Source organism: Paenibacillus sp. FSL K6-1330 (genome assembly GCF_037976825.1).
Taxonomy (GTDB): Bacteria; Bacillota; Bacilli; order Paenibacillales; family Paenibacillaceae; genus Paenibacillus_AQ.
On the sequence record NZ_CP150269.1, the window covers coordinates 5,907,023 to 5,925,013 of the forward strand.

Below are 17,991 nucleotides of genomic sequence, written 5' to 3' on the forward strand. Positions count from 1 at the left end.
CTCCCTCAGCTTATGTACCGGGTACATAATTGATTAAGATCCTTCATCAGCATTGAGTAACGGTCATGAACCGGTGAAGCCTACTCATCCGCATTCATCATAATGTGCGGGTTCGACGACACAGCTACAAAGGGGTAAATCAATGGCGAACCGGAGGAAATTGCAGCCGAGGTTCCTCTCTCTGAGCGGTCAAATCCGGATTGATTCATGTCTTTGTCAGAGCTTTTACGTGAATTTATCAGTAATTATAATCCTCACCGCTTCGGTGCGTCAAGTCATCATTCGTCCGCTTCCGAGAAGCGCGCTGCATTCCGGACAACTGCAGCATACTTCGGCGCGGTTATCAAAGATGTGGGCCAATGTCACAATAACGGGAAGCTCAGGCTGTCTCGTGTGGATAATCATGCGGGCCGGAGATACCGAAATCAGCGTACTGACCACCATATCTTCAATCTCCATATCCTGGTCCAGCCTTTCCATAACGAGTCCTTCATCTCGAGGACGTTCAATCGGGCGAAGATTGCCATCCAGCAGCAGAAAATCTTCCTCCCCCTTATGAATGACGTGTACCAGCGGCATTTTGGGCTCCTGAAAATAAACAAAATATTTCAGCAGGCTGACGAACTCCTCGTACTGCTGATCGAGCATAAATTCATCCACTGCATACTCCGCCATCTCGCGGAGCTCCTGTTCGTAGGACTGAAGCCGGAAGGTCATAAATCCATCCAGGTTAAGCTCAGGTGCCTCGTTCAGGCACTGATATATGCCTTCAGACAGCTTGCGTCTGCGGCTCTGCCAGAAGTCCCCGGACGGGCCTTCCTCTTTTTGCAGGAGCATCAAAAACCACTGCAGAATCCGCCCTGCTTCTTCCTCATCATCAAACTCGAATTCCGAGAACATTAACCGTGCAGCAATCTCCTGCTCCTTCGCTTCCAAAATATAAGCAGTGACTGCTTCGGCAGTGAGCCGGCGCAGCGTGTCGGCCGATGCGGTCCATGAGGACAGCGGAAGCTTGCCGGAGCACGTCCAAATCACGCGGTCATCCGAAGCGCTGAACGTGAATTTCAGCTGCTTGCATTGTTTATGTAGCTCTTTCTGCTTGTGTGACAATATACGGTGAAACGCCTTTTTCTCGTCTTCCGTCCGTGTACCGACAGAAATGCTGAACAGTTCCATGGAATCACTCCTTTCGAGTTCCCTTTTCAGTATATGGGGACCCGCTCGGGGATATACGGAACTCCTGCTTGGAAAAACAAGCAAGTCCGAAAGAATATTTAATAAATGGCGCGCTGCTCGGAAGGTTATACTTTCAGATAATAAAAAAAGCGGACCGAGTTGCTCGGCCCGCCTTGCGGATCTTCATGAAGTATAGAATTAGTTCTGCATGACGAAGTCGCGCTCAACGGTGCTGTTATCTTCGAACACGCGCAGAATATCATACCGGGTGTTGCGTTGAGCCGGAATGTTGCCGGTCTCGCGGATCAATTGAATAATCGATTCAATATTGACCTTATACACGGCTCCTGCGGAAGAAACCACGTTCTCCTCCATCATCGTGCTGCCAAAGTCATTACAGCCATAGCTGAGTGACAGCTTGCCGATCTCAGGTCCCATCGTTACCCAGGACGACTGCAAATTCGGAACGTTATCGATTGCCAAGCGACCGATGGCTACCGTCTTCAAGTACGCCTCCGGCGTTTCACGCTCACGCTTAAGGTTCGTGTTGTCCGGCTGGAACGTAAATGGAATGAAGGCCAGGAAGCCTTTGGAATCATAACCGTTCTGAATGCATTCATCCTGCGCATCACGCACGCGAAGCATATGTAGCGCACGCTCTTCCATCGTTTCGCCCAGGCCGATCACCATAGTAGCCGTCGTGTTCATGCCGACTTTATGGGCCGTTTGCATGACATCCATCCACTGGCGCCATGTGCCTTTCAGACGGCTGACTTTTTTGCGGATACGATCATCCAAAATCTCTGCACCGCCACCAGGCAATGAGTCCAGACCCGCGCTGTGAAGCTCGCGCATCACCTCTTCGAGCGTAAGCCCGGAGATCTCCACCATCTTCATAATTTCCGCCGGGGAGAAGGAATGCATCGTAATGTTAGGAAACCGCTTCTTAATATTGCGAAGCAGATCCGTATAATAATTGAAAGGCAAATCCGGATTGACTCCGCCCTGCATCAGAATTTCAGTACCGTTCACATCCTCGGTTTCCTGAATCTTCTGGAAGATCGTCTCATCGGGCAGAACGTAGCCCTCAGAAGAGCCCGGTCGGCGATAAAAAGCACAGAAACGGCAGAATACATCACATATGTTCGTGTAATTGATATTCCGGCCGATAACAAATGTCGTGATAGGATCCGGATGCAGACGCTTTGTCATCACATCCGCCGCATGACCCATTTTCTCAATCTCATCACTTTCAAAAAGCGTCACGGTATCTTCGAGGTTTAAACGCTCACCGCGTAAAGCTTTATCCAATATACGGTTTACCGCACTCATTCTTGCAGCCTCCCTACTTAGAGCAAAATAACAAACACCAGTAAAACTTTTTCTATCTCATCCTACCACAATCCGGCATTAAAAACGACATCCCGTCCGTGACAGGATGCCGAATTCTATGATTTGGCAAATCTTCAAATGACGTCCCTAACTTCATGCAAATCTTTAGTAACTTGCAGCAAAAGCCCGATCCAGATCAGCAATCAGATCGTCCACATCCTCGAGTCCGACCGAGAAACGGAGCAAACCATCCGTAATTCCGCGTTCATGCCGAACCTTCTCGCCCATAGCTGCATGGGACATCATCGTCGGGTAAGACAAGATGCTCTCCACAGCTCCCAGGCTGACCGCTACCAGCGGCAGCTTCACATGGTTCAGCACCTGCTTGGCACGCTCGCCTGAGCCGACGTCAAAGGAGATGACCGCGCCATAACCGCTTGATTGCTTCTCATGGACCTCACGTCCCGGATGATTCAAGAGACCAGGGTAGTACACTTGCTCAATATCGCTTCTTCCTTGCAGCCAGGCCGCCAGCTTGGCTGCACTTTGCTCGGAGTGGGCCATACGCGTGCTGAGCGTCTTCATGCCGCGCATAAGGAGCCAGGAATCCTGGACCCCAAGCACCGTGCCCAAACCATTTTGCAGCTGTTTCAATTGGTCTCCAAGCTCCTGGGTTCTGGCTACCGCGAGACCTGCCAGCACATCGCTGTGTCCGCCAAGGAATTTGGTCGCGCTGTGAATGACGATATCCACACCGAATTCAATCGGACGCTGGTAAAACGGCGTCATGAACGTATTATCCAGCAGGGTAAGCAGTCCATGCTCCTTCGCCCAATCCGTCACGGCACCAATATCGGTAATTTTCAGAGTCGGGTTCGAAGGGGTCTCCATATAGACAGCTTTCGTATTCGGTTTGAGAGCAGCCTTCACCTGATCCAGATCGGTCATATCTACGAAGGTGCTCTCGATGCCCATACGACTTAAAATGCTGGTTAGCAGGCGGTAGGTTCCGCCGTACACATCCTCCGTCACGATCATATGATCGCCCGCGGAGAGCAGCATGAACGAGCTGGAGATCGCCGCCATACCGGAAGCATAAGCGAAACCGCGTACGCCTCCCTCCAAGAGGGCGATATATTCTTCCAGCGCCTGCCTCGTCGGATTGCCGGATCGACTGTAATCGTGCAGCGGCGGGTTAAAGATGTCCTCATGATGAAATGTCGAGGCTTGATAGATCGGAACGCTGGAAGCGCCGGTTGCCCGGTCGATTTCCCCGCCGAAATGCAATAGTTTCGTCTCGAAACGGAGTTCATCTTCTTCATGTCCCCGTTTTGCTGATAACTGCTTGGTTTGCGTTTCCAAGCCTGATGGACCTTTATCGATGCTCATTCTCGCGTGCTCCCTTCCACTTCAGCTATGGCTGCGCTCAGTGCAGCATCCAAATCCGCGATCAGATCATCCGCATGCTCGATGCCGACCGAGAACCGGAGCAAGCGGTCATCCACACCGATCGCTTCCCGAATCTCAAGCGGGATGTCCGCATGGGTCTGGACGGCAGGGTAGGTCATCAGAGACTCGACGCCCCCCAGGCTTTCTGCGAACGCAATCAGTTTAATGTGCCGCAGCACGGGCTCCACATAGCGGGCGTCCTTCACCTTGAAGGAGAAGATGCCGGTGTTGCCGCTGGATTGACGATTCTGGATGTCATGTCCCGGATGATCCGGCAGGGCAGGATAATACACCTCGCCAATCGCTGGGTGAGTTGTCAAAAATGTTGCCACTGCGGTTGCATTCGCTTCATGCCGATCCATGCGCAGGGCAAGCGTCTTCATTCCTCTCATCAGCTGATAGGAATCGGTCGGGCTTAACACCGCGCCGATGGAATTATGAAGGAAAGCCATCTCTTCCGATAGTTCCTTGCCCTTCGTTACGATGATACCCGCCAGCACATCGTTATGTCCTCCCAAATACTTGGTGGCGCTATGTATGACAATATCCGCCCCAAGCTCGATAGGTCTTTGGAAATATGGAGTCAAAAGCGTATTATCCACGATGCTGATCAGTTGATGCCGCCTTGCCCACGTACAGACGGCTTCGATATCCGTAATCATCATAAGCGGATTGGTCGGCGTTTCGATAAATACAGCCTTCGTGTTGGGCCTTCTTGCCCCTTCCAGCGCATCCAGGTCATTCGTATCCACGTACGTAGCCGTTACGCCAAACTTGGACATGATCCGCTCCAGAAGCCTATACGTCCCTCCATACAAATCCAGCGATACAATCAGATGATCCCCTTGACCGAACAAAGCAAAAATCGTCTGAAGGGCAGCCATGCCCGAGCTGCAGGCAAAGCCGGCATCACCGGATTCCAGCTCGGCGCAGGCGTCCTCCAGTACCGAACGGGTCGGATTTTTCGTACGGGTGTAATCAAACCCTGTGCTCTGGCCTAATTTGGGATGGCGGTATGCCGTAGCCTGATAAATCGGAAAATTCACGGCTCCGGTTACCGGTTCTTGCACCGACCCGATCTGTGCCAGCCGGCTCTCTATATTCAAAGGTTTCTTCTCCATCACAAACTCTCCTCCCGTATACTTCTATATTTGCGGACCAATATCGTATGGCGTTTCCTGATATACATAGTAATTGAGCCAATTAGTAAATAATAAGTTTGCATGCGCTCGCCATATGGACGGAGGCGTCCTTGTTGGATCATCATTCGGGTAATAGTTGCGCGGCAGCGCGATATCCATTCCTTTGGCAGCGTCCCGGTCATACTCCCATTTCAGGGAGTCCGCATCATACTCGGAATGTCCTGTGGCAAATATCTGCTTGCCATCCCGGCTTGAAACTAAATAAATTCCTGCTTCCTCGGACTCGGACAGGATGACCAGATCGTCAATGCCTGTAATGTCTTCGCGCCGAACTTCCGTATGACGAGAGTGCGGAACAAAGAACATTTCGTCAAAGCCGCGGAGCAGCTTGGTACACGCTTCATTGATCGTATGTGGAAATACGCCAAAGCATTTTTCTTCGAGGCTGTATTTCGGCACGCCGTAATGATAATAAAGCCCGGCTTGCGATGCCCAGCAAATATGGAGCGTGGAGGTCACATGCGTCTTGGTCCATTCAAAAATTTCAGTAAGCTCATTCCAGTAATTCACTTCTTCAAACTCCAACTGCTCGACTGGAGCTCCTGTAATGATCATGCCGTCAAAACGACGGTTCTTCACTTCTTCAAAGGTTTTGTAAAATGATTTCAGATGCTCAGCCGACGTATTCTTCGAAACGTGGGAACTCGGATGAAGAAGGACAACATCCACCTGGAGCGGGGAGTTACCGATCAATCGCAATAATTGGGTCTCCGTCGTTTCCTTGGTTGGCATCAAGTTCAGAATAGCAATCCGCAATGGACGGATATCCTGATGAAATGCGTGACTCTCATCCATGACAAAAATGTTTTCTCCAGCCAGAACTTCCTTTGCCGGCAAGGCGTCCGGAATTTTAATCGGCATCGTGGCTCACTCCTTCGAAATATGAAATGATACATCCATAAAAAGCTGTGAGAAAGAGCGTTAGACTGTATAAACGCAAGAAACCTTTCTCAAAGTAGAGAAAGGTCATCATATACGTATCACAATGCGCCTCTCTCATCTGTCAGACTATACAACGGCTTCTAAGAAGCGTCGTATCTCCTGCAAGAATTAGCACCGTGCGATGTTGCCGCCGGTTGCCGGGTTTCATAGGGCTAGTCCCTCCACCTGCTCTTGATAAGATTTCGCTTTATTCAGTTGTCTTAAATTGTTCGTAATTGATACTTACTTTAAATCATTCCCAATTTTTCGTCAAGAACCTTTTCATAAAGTTTGTCACACTTCACCGAAGGTTTCCATACCCTGTACCATGGTCCTTGGCTGCGCCGGATTTCAACTTGAAAGGTCCTACACCCGGCGTTATACTAGACAAGTGCTGTTGAAAACCGAGTATGAAAGAGGTGACATGGAAGATGGACGGTGACCCGAGCCAGAAACTAGATCAAGACGCACAACCGCATAGGATTAAGATCAGTCTACCGGCAGAGGACGGCGTTATTTTTCATGCGCTTTTATCGTATTCTAACCTTCCTTGACATGCCCCTACACCGGTGGGCTGATATCCTGTGCCTTTACTGCTTAACCAAGCAGCTTGTATTTGACAAAGGAGTGATATCAGATGAAAATCCGGTTGGTCGATTCGGGCGTATTTACCCCTGTTGATGACATCGAAATGACGCTGACCCCTCCGGCCAGCGGCTTCTACTGGCTGGATGCGGACGAGGATGATTTAGCCGAACTGCAACCTCTCTTCTCCCTGCATGATCTTGCGGTTGAGGATTGCCTCAGCGAAGAAGAGCAGCGTCCAAAAATTGAAATATATGAGAACCACTATTTTATCGTTGTGAACAGCATCCGGTTTGACGACGAAGAAATTTTCCTTCGGGCATTGAACGTTTTCTTGGGCAGGCATTTTATTATTACGATGACCAAGCAAAAGATCCACGAGCTTCGCAGCGTTAAACCGCTTCTCTGGGAGGATGAAGTCAGCACGCCTGACCGCTTCCTCTATCTCTTGATCGACCTCGTCACGGACAACTATTTCTCCGTTGGGGACCGCATTGAAGCACGGATTGAAAAGCTGGAGGAAGACATCCTCATGCATACCAAAAAATCCCACTTAAGCGAGATTATCGGTCTGCGAAGCGAGATTCTATGGTTGAAAAAAGTGCTTGGACCGCAGAAGGAAGTCATCAATACTCTGAACAAAAAAGACCTACGGCTGATCGATGACCAGCTGCAAAAATATTTCAGCGACATCTATGAAAATGCCGTGAAAATTTCCGAGACCTTCGAGACTTATCGAGATCTCATGGGGAACCTTCGAGAGGCTTACCAATCCAGTATCGCCAATCGGGCCAATGAAATCATGCGTGTGTTTACCGCTATTACAACCATCTTCATTCCACTGACGCTGATTACGGGCATCTACGGCATGAACTTTGACAATATGCCTGAGCTTCACTGGAAATACTCTTATTATGTGGTTCTAGGCATCATGGTTTTTGCCGGTGCTCTTATGTTTTATCTGTTCCGTAAAAAAGACTGGATATGAAATACCACAGAACCACAGACAGAATCAGGACGGATCTCCTTGCCACGAGGAAATCCGTCCTGATTTTCGTTTATGCGGATTAGCTTGCGTTTGCTTTGCCAGACTCTTCCCGCCGGAAGCGAATCCGTATCAGGCGCAGCCGCTCATACAGCTTCTCCATTCCGCCAATGTCTTCTACCTCTCCATTCCGGGCTTGTCCTTCTCCATATACCCGTTGTAATACGGGTTTAAGAAACGTATCGCCCAGCTCTTCAAACGCCTTCCATACCGTTGCCTGCTCTGAAGCCGTCATCGTATTCAATTCAACCTCAAGCAGTTGCTCCGTATCATAACCTTCCTTCTCGAGCCCCTCCAATTCCTCAACCAAATCCCGACGAGATAACGAGGTGCGCTCTTCCAGCTGGGCCAGTGAAGCTCCCTCAGCTATCCCAATCAGCATCGTACGGCGGATTCGGAAGCGGTCGAGCTCTTGCTTGTATCGCTGCTCCTTCTGTTTATACAGCCAGGACAAGAACACCTCTTCCTGCAGCTGCTCGTAAACCCAATCCAGTGGAAAGGTTGTGGTTCGTTCAATTTTCGTCGTGATCTCCAGCCACTCCGCCCCATGCTCCGAAGCCTTGCTGACCCCGATTCCCGGAAGCTGCAGCAGCTCTTCCTCATTCTGGGGGATGAAGGCGCTAATCATACGCAGCACTCGATTGCTGGCTATGAAATAAGGTGCTTTTCTTCCGGAGGCCGCCTTTCTTCTGCGCCAAGCACACAGCTCCGTGTACAACTCCTCCGAGCCATACAGCTCACTGTAGCACTGCAGCTTCTGAGCGCCGAGATTCTTGCCTCCAGTCTCTCCCGGTTCATGGAATACCCCCTCAACTAGCGGCCGGAAGCCCTCTCCAAGCTTCTTCGCTAATTGATGTCGGTACACGCATAATAACTCATTCCATGAATTTCCTTCATACCACTCATCATCGGATACATCACCGTCCGGTTCCATGTTCCGCCAGCCAAGCCGCCATCCCCCCTCTTCTTCACCGATCCATACTTGAGCAGAACGGATGTGACCTGACTCATCCGCTCCGCTCATCTGATTCATGAACACAATTTGCATCCCTCAAATACCTCCCGCTTACGCATTCAGCACAACGATGGAACAACGCAAAAAAGCACCTCTCCTCCGCCGCAGCGACAAAGAAAGGTGCTTCCCGTTCCATACGTTATACTGTTGAAATCATAATACCATAATCTGTAATAAAATCAACCTAATTTTGATTCACTCTATATAAGAAATAGGGTCAAGCTTGAACGCTCTTGGCCTCATCTACTGCCAGCTTGGCCAACGCCAATGCGCCGCAGAGACCCGCATTATCGCCGAGCATCGGCGGAACGATAAATTGATCAATCCCATCATGAAGGCTTGGATGCTGAACATATCCGGCCAGCAGCTCCTGAAGCTTCGTGCGGATCAGCGGGAACAGCTGCTCCTGCTTCATAACGCCTCCACCCATCACGATACGCTGTGGGGACAGAATGAGGACATAATTCATCAGCGCTTGAGCCAGATAATAAGCTTCCATCTCCCAAGCCGGATGATCCGGCGTCAATTCCACACCGGGAACTCCCCAACGTTTGCCAAGAGACGGTCCGGCAGCAAGCCCCTCCAGACAGTCTGCATGATAAGGGCATGTCCCTTCATACCGGTCTTCCGGATGGCGGCGCACATAAATATGACCCATCTCCGGATGAGACAAACCGTGAATCAATTCACCAGCTACCACGGCGCCTGCTCCTACTCCCGTTCCGATGGTGATATACAGACAGCTATCCAGTCCCTGGGCAGCGCCCCATGTATATTCTCCAAGAGCGGCTCCGTTTACATCGGTATCAAATCCAATCGGAACATTAAAACGCTCTTCCAATGCTTTGACAATATTGTAATTGCTCCAATGAGGTTTCGGTGTCGTAGTAATGCAGCCATAAGTCGGGCTGCCCTTCACCGGATCAATCGGTCCGAAAGAACCGACTCCGATCGCCTCTATATCCTTATCAGCAAAAAAGTTAAAGACGTTTGCCATGGTTTCTTCAGGGGTTGTTGTCGGGAAGCTCACTCGCTCCACAACCGTTCCATCCTCCATACCCACGCCGCAAACGAACTTGGTTCCTCCTGCTTCAATTGCTCCAAGTAAACTCATGCTTCTTCCATCCTCTCCACGATGTGCTATGCCTTGTTCTCTATATAGTTGCTAACAAGCTCTATTCGAAGCATATGTAAACATTGTGCTCCCGTCAAGTCCGCCCGCCTCTTTCTCTGTTTCTGCCCGTTCCTGACGCGGCCAGCAACAGCCAAGAGAACAAAATAATGACAGCCGTCCACGCCCACGCCAGCCCGCTCTCGCCATTGCTTACCGCAACGTAAATCGCCGTGGGCAGCGTTTGCGTAACACCCGGTATATTGCCTGCAACCATCCAGGTTGCCCCAAATTCACCTAAACCTCTGGCAAAAGCCAGAATGAACGCCGAAATCCCCGCTCTGCGGACAAGCGGCAGCGTAATCCAGCGAAGCACCTGCCATTCGCCGGCCCCTGCCGATCGCGCCGAATCCTCAAGCTCCGGTTCCACGGACTCAAAGCCTACCCGCATGCTCTGATACACAAGCGGAAACGAGACCACAATAGCCGCTATAACCGCGGCCCCCCAACTGAAAATGATGGGCCTGGCAAACAGCCATTGCGCAGCTGCGCCAATCCAGCTGTTTCTGCCCAGCATGACAAGCAGAAGAAAGCCAACCACCGTAGGTGGAAGCACAAGCGGAAGCATCAGCAGCGTTTCAACCGCCGTCTTGCCGACAAACGAGCGCCTGGACATCCAGCGCGCTGCCGCTAATCCCAGTATAAATGCAATGATGCTGGACAGCAGTGATGTTTTTATCGACAGCCATACCGGCATCCAGAACATTTCGGTCGCAGTCACGGCGACGCCTCCGCTACCTCAAATCCAGCTTCCGTGAAGATATCCCTGATCTCTGGCTTCCGCATAAATTTGAGGAACGCCTCAGCCTCCTGCGGATGCTTGGCATTGCCCGGAACCGCTGCAGGATATTCGATCGGCTGGTGCTTGTCCGGGTCAACCTCAAGCGCAAGTGTTGCCTTGGCGGAACTCTTCAGATCGGTTTTGTACACAAAACCGGCATCCGCATTCCCCGACTCCACATAAGCGAGAACTTGCGTCACGTCCTTGGCATACACCGCCTTGGATTCGACATCTTCCCAAAGGCCTTCATTCTGAAGAGTCTCCTTCGCGTACTCCCCGGCCGGTACAGTATCCGGCTGCCCGATAGCCAGAACTCGTACTTCAGGTTTGAGCAGATCGGATAACTGCTTCACGTTCTGTTTGCCAACAGGCTCAATCAGCACCAACGCATTTCGAAACATTAACTGAACCGCATCGGATTGTACGATCCCCTTCTCGACCAGTCGATCCATCGGCTCCGTTGCCGCGGATACAAACAAATCTACAGGCGCCCCTTGCTCAAGCTGTTGTCCTAGAGAGCCCGAACCGCCAAAATTATAACGCAGCGTAACATTCGGAAACTCTGCTTCAAATCGTCGTCCGGTCTCTTCCAGGCTGGATTTGAGACTTGCTGCTGCCGAAACCATAACTTCAACCTTCTTCTCAGCCCCTGAGGGCGGCTTAGAGGTATCGGTTAAAGGAGTCTGATTGGAGGCACATGCGGATATAAGAAGCAGCATGGCCCCAAGCAGTAATCCGGTCAAGATTGATTTTCTACCGAAATTAAACTGTCTCCACATAACTAGGAAACCACCGCCACCCCAAAAAGATGGCCCAAGCTCTTCATCTCAAGCTCCTCCAGTTTGGTTAATGCACGTTCGTGATCCACGCTCAAGCGGCATAGTTCCAGTTCGCACTCCATTGGAACCTCACAATGGATTTCCGCCAAAGACCTGGACAGATGCAGCATTTCCAGATCTGCCTCGATCTTGGTGCGGACCCCTTTGGTCAGTGACTCAAGATTCGCAAGAATTCCTTCCACGGTTTCATACTCCTGAATCAGCTTGACCGCCGTTTTCTCGCCAATCCCACGTACGCCAGGATAATTATCACTTGTATCTCCCATCAGGCCTTTCACATCGATAACCTGTCTTGGGGAAAGTCCTTTTTCGGCATACAGCGTTTCCGGGGTATAGTGCATATAATTGCCGTGTCCCTTTTTCATGATAATGACGGAAGTGGAATCGTTCACGAGCTGAAGCAGATCGTGGTCCCCCGACAGGATCATGACATTCATGCTATCCCCGTACCGTCTGGCAAGCGTACCGATGCAATCATCGGCCTCATAGCCCACGACGCCCAGGTTCGGAATTCCCAGACATTCCGTCACATCACGAACCAACGAAAACTGCGGAACCAGATCATCCGGCGCTTCCGGACGATTGCCTTTATACGAGGCGAATTGCTCGGTACGAAATGTTTTCGAACCCATATCCCAGCAGCAAGCTACATGGGTAGGCTGAAATTTATCGATAGCATCCCACATATACCGCAGGAAGCCATAAATCGCGTTGGTCGGCACCCCCGCTTTGGTTCGACGGATATAGCCGCTTGACGCGGTTGCATAGTAAGCACGAAATAATAAAGCCATCCCGTCTACAAGCATTAAGGATGGTTGTTGATTGGGTATCACAGTCATGATCGCTCCTAACTTTAACTTCTCTGGTATAACCTTAAATATACCTTGTCATTATACCATATCCCTATATAGACTTGGGCTTGTCACAAGGTATTTCTTTGAATTTCCTATCATTGCCTGTTCATAAGAAAAACGTCTATCGACGTACTTTCTCAGTAGACAGACCGCATATAGAGGAAGTTTTTCTTGCGAGATAAGGATGCTAAGCCTCGGATGTTATTATCTCTTAAAACGAAAGAGCATCCCGGCGGCCAAAAGACCTTGGGATGCTCTACCTTCATCAGCAGGAAAATGTGTCTATTCCGGATCGTTGATCTTCAACAATGGGGCCACTCAGTTCTTTCAACCGGCCTCAATTGGGCCGTCATTGCCTCCGACCAAAATAGCCATTCTACTTCTGCCATGACTCCTGATATTGTTCTGCTTTGAAGCCGACGGTCACTTTACTTCCGTCCGTCACGATTGGACGCTTGATCAATCTTCCGTTGGACGACAACAGTTCGATTTTCTCCTCATCGGAAAGTCCAGGCAGTTTGTCTTTCAGGTTCATTTCCTTGTAGACCTCGCCACTCGTATTGAAAAATTTCTTAAGCTCCAGGCCGCTCTTATCGATAAGATTGGCTAATTCTTCCTGCTCTGGCGGTTGTTCAAAAATATTTTGAAGTTCCAGCTCATGTCCTTCGTTCTGCAGCCATTTGACCGCGTTACGGCATGTCCCGCATTTCGGATATTGATATACTTTCAGTTTGCTCATTCGATACGTTCTCCTTCTCTTGTTGTTTTGAAAATATTTAAGTCGCCTCTTGCGCAAGCATATTTCTCAGAGAGTTCATATCCTCAGGAAGCGGAGCTGTGAATACCATCGTGTTCCCCTCAATCGGGTGAATCAGTGTCAGGCTTGCTGCATGCAGTGCCTGCCTGCCCATATAGCGGTCCACCCTCATGATGCATGATCCGACTTCCGGCTCTGCCGACCCCTCGTTCCCATAGGACGCAGTTTCCGTCCCATCTGATCGTAACTCCCGCTCACTGTATACCGGATGCCTATACATCTGATCTCCAATCAATGGACAACCGATGCTAAGCATATGCACCCGAATTTGATGGGTCCGGCCCGTTTCCAGCTTCAATTCAACCAAGGATGCGGAATGATAGGTTTCGCATACCTGATACCGTGTCAATGAAGGATATCCGTCCGGGGTTAAGATGCGGCGGTGGGGCTCTAAAGGATCCCGATCAATCGGACCGTCAATATCGCCTGACGGCAAAGCAGGCTTGCCATGAACAAATGCAACATACCTCTTGTCGACCGTGCCGGCTATCATTTGTTCGGAAACATGCTGGTGGATATACGGATTCTTGGCCACCACCAACACGCCGGAAGTTTCCTGATCCAGCCTGTGAACCGCTCGGAACCGGTAATTCCAGCCCTTCTCCTGCCAGTAGTGGACAACGCCGTTCGCCAGTGTGTCCGTATAATGACCATGCGTCGGATGCACAATGATCCCTGCCGGCTTGTTCAGAACAAGCAGATGCTCATCCTCGTATAGAATATGAAGGTCCATCGGCTGGGGCAGCATATCGTCTGAACGTTCCTGCTCCATCCGAATTTCAACCAGATCTCCCGCATGCACTTTCACGCTAATGTATACACGGGTCCCGTTCAGCATAATGCCCTGCTCGGTCAACTTGAGGCGCGAGAGCAGCTTGCGGGATACCCCCATTCGTTTTTGCAATATAGTCTTAAGCAGCATGCCGTCTTCGTGGGGGGACACGACATAGCTGATTGGCGGATAGTACAAACTCATGAATTACCGAAACACCTTTCCACTTCGCTCATATTCGACATCTGGAATCCCGGCGTGCACATTGGCTGCCCGAGCAGTCACAAAGAAATAGTCGGACAATCGGTTCAAATACCGGCGAACCTCCGGATTGATTTCCGTGGTTCGCTGCAGCGAAACGGTCAACCGCTCAGCGCGGCGGCATACGGTCCGACATACATGAAGCAACGAAGACAACGCGCTTCCGCCTGGCAAGATAAATCGTTCAAGCGGAGGGTTCTTCTCCTCGAATGCATCCAGCCATACCTCCAGATTATCCACTAGCTCGGCGCCTACCTTGAGTTTATCCTCGCGAGGTCTCGCATAGGCCAGATCCGAACCGCAATCGAACAGTTCATGCTGGATTCGAACGAGCTGAAGATGCAGCTCCTCAAAGTCGGCTTCCTTGGCCAAAAATACAGCTTGACCGACAAAACTGTTCAGTTCATCGATCGTGCCATACGCTTCGATGCGCGGATCATCCTTGGGCACGCGACCACCAATAATTGAAGTTTCCCCCGCATCTCCCGTTCTCGTATATACCTTCATCCCATCTTCCTCCATTTCAAAGTCCGTTCCTTATTGAACGAACATCATATTTCTTATTTTATTATGCTCAACTATAGCATAATTTCGGATAACGGTCCCTCTATGGCGGAATAAGTCCCAGGCGGGTCATGATTCCGGAGCGAGGTTCTACCATCCAGGGGAAATCATTTAAACGCAAACAAGGCTGATCCTTGAGTCATTGCACTCAGGAGCAGCCTTGTATTATTCAATCAAATCGTATTTTATAGTTTCTTTTTTGGATGAGCCTTCATATATTCGTTAATCTTCAAATCCAGCAAACTGCTGATCTCGATGACAATTTCGGACGTAAAGGACTGCTCTTCCAAAAAAATCTGTTCCATCTTCCGGCGAAGCATGTGAATTTCGTCTTCCAAGGTAATTTCCTGAGGAGTGGATTTGGCTGATTTAATTGACCATTTACCGTGATTATCGCCTTCAGCCGTATAGTCACCACGGTAGTTTGACAATTCATAATCACAAAACACTGGTGATCCCTCCTTGGAAAGTAAAATTCTGCCCCCAAAATAAAATTATAACATATATTTTCCCAATGGAAAGTGATTTTTTTGTTAATTCAAGGAAAAAGTTCAACGAATTCCTTGTCTACTTTATTTTTTCCACAAAATTGCCCATTCTCTCCAAGGCCTCATTCAGCTGGGCAATGGATGTAGCATAAGAGCAGCGGATGAATCCTTCCCCGCCTAGACCGAATGCGGTGCCTGGCACGGCAGCCACCTTGGCCTCAGTCAGCAAGCGCTGGGCAAATTCTTCTGAGCCGAGCCCCGTTCGCTTGATACTTGGAAATGCGTAAAACGCTCCCTGTGGTTCGTGGCAATCCAAACCGATCTCGCGCAGCCCTTGAACCACCAGTCTGCGCCGCTGGTTATAGGATTCAACCATTCGATCCTTCTCCCCCATACCGTTGCGCAATGCTTCGAGCGCGGCGACTTGCCCCATTGCGGGTGCACACATAACCGTATATTGGTGTATTTTCAGCATGGCGCCGATCAGATCGGCATGAGCACACACATACCCCATACGCCAACCGGTCATAGCAAACGCCTTCGAGAAGCCGCTCACCAGTATGGTGCGGTCCATCATGCCTGGCATCGAGGCAAAGCTGACATGTTTGCCTTCATATGTGAGCTCCGCATAGATTTCATCGGAGATCACAATCAAATCGTGTTTTTCCACCACTTCTGCAATGGGCAGCCAATCCTCATAAGTCATGATGGCTCCCGTCGGATTGCTTGGGTAGCACAGGATTAGAATCTTCGATTTGGGCGTGATTTGCGCTTCAAGCGCCTCGGCCGTCAGTTTGAAATGATGCTCTGCCGTCGTTTCAATACCAACGGGTACCCCGCCACCGATTGAAGCAATCGGCGAGTAAGAAATGTAACACGGCTCGGGAATCAGAATTTCATCACCGGGTACAATCAAGGCACGCAGCGCCAGATCAATCGCTTCACTGCCGCCTACGGTTACAATCATTTCATTGGCAGGATTATAAGTCACGTGGAAACTGTCGTTCAAATATTCCGCGATCGCCTCCCGCAGTTCCGGCATACCGGCATTGGACGTATATCCTGTAAACCCGCGCTCCAATGAATACACGCAGGCTTCTCGTACATGCCACGGCGTTACGAAATCAGGCTCACCGACACCAAGTGTGATAATATCCTTATTTCCACTGACGAGATCAAAAAATTTCCGGATTCCGGAGGGTTGAATGTCCCTGACCCTAGGCGCCAAATAGGAGCTCATCGATTTCCTGTTATTTTCTGCAAGCTGCTGTTCGTTCACAATCATAGCACACGCTTCCTTTACGGCGAGATCAGGAGACGATTGTCTTCTTGACGTTCTTCAAAAATAATCCCGTCTTGTTTATATTTTTTTAAAATAAAATTGGTTTTGGTCGATAATACAGAATCGATAGGTGACAGTTTCTCCGAAACAAAGTTGGCCACCTCACGCAAGTTTCTGCCTTCCACTTCAACCAGCAAGTCGTAGGCGCCAGACATAAGATAGACCGACTTCACCTGCGGGAATAAATAAATCCGCTCGGCAATTCCTTCAAAGCCTCTTCCGCGCTCAGGTGTAATTTGAACCTCGATCAGCGCCGTAACCTTCTCGTCTTCCATCTTGCCCCAGTTGACAACGGTCGCATACTTAACAATAACGTGATCTCGTTCAAGCTCCGCAATGGAGGTCTTTATTTCTTCCTCATCTACACCGAGTAGAGTAGAGAGTAGAGCCGGCGATCTTCTCGCGTCTTCTTTCAGCAGGTCAAGCACCTTCAGTTTCAATTCGCTAAGCTCTTCCATATACGTATCCTCCAGCACTTATTCCGAATAACCTTTCTTCATGCATGATATTTCGGAACAGAGATTAATACTTATATTACAATAACTTACACGGGATGTGCAAAAAAAAATACCGATGCATCACTGCAGCAACGGGCTGCAGGTGTCATCGGCTTATTGTTTGAGTTAACCATGGGATTATTGGGTTACATTATTAGATGTAGGGGCTACATTAGTGGTATGCGGCGGTACATTCGGATGATGCGCGTACGCGCCCATACCGGAAGTTTTTTGATTAATGATTTCCCGTGTTTTTTGCTGGGACTGCTGCGCTTGCTTATACTGCTTGTCCACATCGTATTTCAATGCATGCCGAGGCGCGGTATACATGTTCTGCTGCTTCATCATATTAAAAAATTCACCTTGCAGCTTCAGTGTATCCGCAGTCAGATCCGTAAACATTTGACGGACATCAGGACAAGAAGCTTCCGTTGTAGCTGTCGTATACTCTCGCACGACCCGTTTCAGTTCTCCCAGAATAGGGCTAAGCATATCCTCTTCGGGCAGGTGCGAAGATCCATTAGGCGTTATCATAAGTCGTTCCTCCTTAACAATTATGCATCCTGGTCTATATCTCCTCTTATTGAGGCTGCGTCGGCGCGATATTGCTGTGGATCTGCAGTGAGTTAACCAATGTATCGAGATGCTGCTCATGGCGTCCTACGAATTCCAGCAGCGCCTGCTGGATTGCAGGATTTTGACTGGCTGCGGCTGTCGCGGCACAATGCTTGGCCAGCATGCTCTCGTTGGAAATGCAATCCGCAATATAGTCCAGTTCTTTTGAGGTTAGAGGCTGTAATTGCTGATTAGGTGTCATCTTTGTGTTTGTTCCCCTTTCCAATTAGGTTGCACAGGGCTAGTATGCCACCTATATAAAAAT

The 17,991-nt window shown here is 49.8% G+C and carries 19 protein-coding genes and 1 riboswitch; of the genes, 1 reads left to right on the forward strand and 18 read right to left on the reverse strand.

Going from position 1 to position 17,991, the window contains the following annotated elements; all coding sequences use genetic code 11:
- Positions 1 to 270: 270 nt before the first annotated feature.
- From NYE54_RS26855 to metA, 5 genes are all read right to left on the reverse strand, one after another.
- Positions 271 to 1,176, reverse strand: coding sequence for a putative sporulation protein YtxC (locus tag NYE54_RS26855; protein ID WP_339267475.1), 906 nt, complete (start codon positions 1,174 to 1,176; stop codon positions 271 to 273).
- 198 nt (positions 1,177 to 1,374) lie between these two features.
- The gene (mqnC, locus tag NYE54_RS26860) at positions 1,375 to 2,508 is read right to left on the reverse strand and encodes a cyclic dehypoxanthinyl futalosine synthase (RefSeq protein ID WP_339267477.1); all 1,134 of its coding nucleotides are present in this window, start codon (positions 2,506 to 2,508) and stop codon (positions 1,375 to 1,377) included.
- A 165-nt stretch (positions 2,509 to 2,673) separates the two neighbouring features.
- Positions 2,674 to 3,897, reverse strand: coding sequence for an aminotransferase class I/II-fold pyridoxal phosphate-dependent enzyme (locus NYE54_RS26865; protein WP_339267479.1), 1,224 nt, complete (start codon positions 3,895 to 3,897; stop codon positions 2,674 to 2,676).
- Positions 3,894 to 5,078, reverse strand: a complete 1,185-nt coding sequence (locus tag NYE54_RS26870; protein WP_339267481.1) for a PLP-dependent transferase — start codon at positions 5,076 to 5,078, stop codon at positions 3,894 to 3,896. Before NYE54_RS26870 ends, NYE54_RS26865 begins: the two co-directional genes overlap by 4 nt.
- 24 nt (positions 5,079 to 5,102) lie before the next feature.
- On the reverse strand, positions 5,103 to 6,020 hold the full coding sequence (gene metA, locus NYE54_RS26875; RefSeq protein ID WP_098748553.1) for a homoserine O-succinyltransferase: 918 nt from the start codon (positions 6,018 to 6,020) through the stop codon (positions 5,103 to 5,105).
- Positions 6,021 to 6,152: 132 nt separating this feature from the next.
- Positions 6,153 to 6,282: riboswitch (SAM riboswitch) on the reverse strand.
- A 435-nt stretch (positions 6,283 to 6,717) separates the two neighbouring features.
- On the opposite strand from metA, the gene corA reads away from it, so the two are divergent.
- Positions 6,718 to 7,653: a magnesium/cobalt transporter CorA gene (gene corA, locus NYE54_RS26880; protein ID WP_076324508.1), complete on the forward strand. Its 936-nt coding sequence runs from the start codon at positions 6,718 to 6,720 to the stop codon at positions 7,651 to 7,653.
- Between the two features lie 79 nt (positions 7,654 to 7,732).
- On the opposite strand, the gene NYE54_RS26885 is transcribed toward corA, so the two are convergent.
- The 13 genes from NYE54_RS26885 to NYE54_RS26945 form a co-directional block, all read right to left on the reverse strand.
- On the reverse strand, positions 7,733 to 8,758 hold the full coding sequence (locus NYE54_RS26885) for an HRDC domain-containing protein (protein ID WP_098748554.1): 1,026 nt from the start codon (positions 8,756 to 8,758) through the stop codon (positions 7,733 to 7,735).
- Positions 8,759 to 8,942: 184 nt separating this feature from the next.
- Complete coding sequence (locus NYE54_RS26890) at positions 8,943 to 9,839, reverse strand: ROK family protein (RefSeq protein ID WP_215159249.1); 897 nt, start codon at positions 9,837 to 9,839, stop codon at positions 8,943 to 8,945.
- A gap of 94 nt (positions 9,840 to 9,933) precedes the next feature.
- The gene (modB, locus tag NYE54_RS26895; protein ID WP_339267484.1) at positions 9,934 to 10,617 is read right to left on the reverse strand and encodes a molybdate ABC transporter permease subunit; all 684 of its coding nucleotides are present in this window, start codon (positions 10,615 to 10,617) and stop codon (positions 9,934 to 9,936) included.
- Positions 10,614 to 11,456, reverse strand: coding sequence for a molybdate ABC transporter substrate-binding protein (gene modA / locus NYE54_RS26900; protein WP_339267486.1), 843 nt, complete (start codon positions 11,454 to 11,456; stop codon positions 10,614 to 10,616). Before modA ends, modB begins: the two co-directional genes overlap by 4 nt.
- A gap of 2 nt (positions 11,457 to 11,458) precedes the next feature.
- Complete coding sequence (locus NYE54_RS26905) at positions 11,459 to 12,355, reverse strand: 5'-3' exonuclease H3TH domain-containing protein (protein WP_202619001.1); 897 nt, start codon at positions 12,353 to 12,355, stop codon at positions 11,459 to 11,461.
- 391 nt (positions 12,356 to 12,746) lie between these two features.
- Positions 12,747 to 13,109 (reverse strand): arsenate reductase family protein, encoded by a 363-nt coding sequence (locus NYE54_RS26910; RefSeq protein ID WP_339267489.1) that lies wholly within the window; start codon positions 13,107 to 13,109, stop codon positions 12,747 to 12,749.
- 37 nt (positions 13,110 to 13,146) lie between these two features.
- Entirely contained in the window at positions 13,147 to 14,163 is a 1,017-nt protein-coding gene (locus tag NYE54_RS26915) for an RluA family pseudouridine synthase (RefSeq protein WP_339267491.1), read from the reverse strand.
- Between the two features lie 3 nt (positions 14,164 to 14,166).
- Positions 14,167 to 14,727 carry a cob(I)yrinic acid a,c-diamide adenosyltransferase gene (locus NYE54_RS26920; protein WP_076324515.1) on the reverse strand — a complete coding sequence of 187 codons (561 nt, stop codon included), beginning with the start codon at positions 14,725 to 14,727 and terminating at the stop codon, positions 14,167 to 14,169.
- Between the two features lie 242 nt (positions 14,728 to 14,969).
- A complete protein-coding gene (locus NYE54_RS26925) occupies positions 14,970 to 15,233 on the reverse strand; it encodes an aspartyl-phosphate phosphatase Spo0E family protein (protein ID WP_076324516.1) in 264 nt (87 codons plus the stop codon).
- A 118-nt stretch (positions 15,234 to 15,351) separates the two neighbouring features.
- On the reverse strand, positions 15,352 to 16,557 hold the full coding sequence (locus NYE54_RS26930) for an aminotransferase class I/II-fold pyridoxal phosphate-dependent enzyme (RefSeq protein ID WP_076324517.1): 1,206 nt from the start codon (positions 16,555 to 16,557) through the stop codon (positions 15,352 to 15,354).
- Positions 16,558 to 16,571: 14 nt separating this feature from the next.
- The gene (locus tag NYE54_RS26935; protein ID WP_076324518.1) at positions 16,572 to 17,072 is read right to left on the reverse strand and encodes an Lrp/AsnC family transcriptional regulator; all 501 of its coding nucleotides are present in this window, start codon (positions 17,070 to 17,072) and stop codon (positions 16,572 to 16,574) included.
- A 177-nt stretch (positions 17,073 to 17,249) separates the two neighbouring features.
- A complete protein-coding gene (locus NYE54_RS26940) occupies positions 17,250 to 17,645 on the reverse strand; it encodes a spore coat protein (protein ID WP_339267494.1) in 396 nt (131 codons plus the stop codon).
- 46 nt (positions 17,646 to 17,691) lie between these two features.
- The gene (locus NYE54_RS26945; protein WP_339267496.1) at positions 17,692 to 17,928 is read right to left on the reverse strand and encodes a hypothetical protein; all 237 of its coding nucleotides are present in this window, start codon (positions 17,926 to 17,928) and stop codon (positions 17,692 to 17,694) included.
- Positions 17,929 to 17,991: the final 63 nt, after the last annotated feature.

Coding starts and splice junctions, on each gene's coding strand:
- NYE54_RS26855 (WP_339267475.1), bottom strand. CDS start 1,176: ATGGAACTGTTCAGCATTTCTGTCGGTACACGGACGGAAGACGAGAAA.
- mqnC (WP_339267477.1), bottom strand. CDS start 2,508: ATGAGTGCGGTAAACCGTATATTGGATAAAGCTTTACGCGGTGAGCGT.
- NYE54_RS26865 (WP_339267479.1), bottom strand. CDS start 3,897: ATGAGCATCGATAAAGGTCCATCAGGCTTGGAAACGCAAACCAAGCAG.
- NYE54_RS26870 (WP_339267481.1), bottom strand. CDS start 5,078: ATGGAGAAGAAACCTTTGAATATAGAGAGCCGGCTGGCACAGATCGGG.
- metA (WP_098748553.1), bottom strand. CDS start 6,020: ATGCCGATTAAAATTCCGGACGCCTTGCCGGCAAAGGAAGTTCTGGCT.
- corA (WP_076324508.1), top strand. CDS start 6,718: ATGAAAATCCGGTTGGTCGATTCGGGCGTATTTACCCCTGTTGATGAC.
- NYE54_RS26885 (WP_098748554.1), bottom strand. CDS start 8,758: ATGCAAATTGTGTTCATGAATCAGATGAGCGGAGCGGATGAGTCAGGT.
- NYE54_RS26890 (WP_215159249.1), bottom strand. CDS start 9,839: ATGAGTTTACTTGGAGCAATTGAAGCAGGAGGAACCAAGTTCGTTTGC.
- modA (WP_339267486.1), bottom strand. CDS start 11,456: ATGTGGAGACAGTTTAATTTCGGTAGAAAATCAATCTTGACCGGATTA.
- NYE54_RS26905 (WP_202619001.1), bottom strand. CDS start 12,355: ATGACTGTGATACCCAATCAACAACCATCCTTAATGCTTGTAGACGGG.
- NYE54_RS26910 (WP_339267489.1), bottom strand. CDS start 13,109: ATGAGCAAACTGAAAGTATATCAATATCCGAAATGCGGGACATGCCGT.
- NYE54_RS26915 (WP_339267491.1), bottom strand. CDS start 14,163: ATGAGTTTGTACTATCCGCCAATCAGCTATGTCGTGTCCCCCCACGAA.
- NYE54_RS26920 (WP_076324515.1), bottom strand. CDS start 14,727: ATGAAGGTATATACGAGAACGGGAGATGCGGGGGAAACTTCAATTATT.
- NYE54_RS26930 (WP_076324517.1), bottom strand. CDS start 16,557: ATGATTGTGAACGAACAGCAGCTTGCAGAAAATAACAGGAAATCGATG.
- NYE54_RS26935 (WP_076324518.1), bottom strand. CDS start 17,072: ATGGAAGAGCTTAGCGAATTGAAACTGAAGGTGCTTGACCTGCTGAAA.
- NYE54_RS26940 (WP_339267494.1), bottom strand. CDS start 17,645: ATGATAACGCCTAATGGATCTTCGCACCTGCCCGAAGAGGATATGCTT.
- NYE54_RS26945 (WP_339267496.1), bottom strand. CDS start 17,928: ATGACACCTAATCAGCAATTACAGCCTCTAACCTCAAAAGAACTGGAC.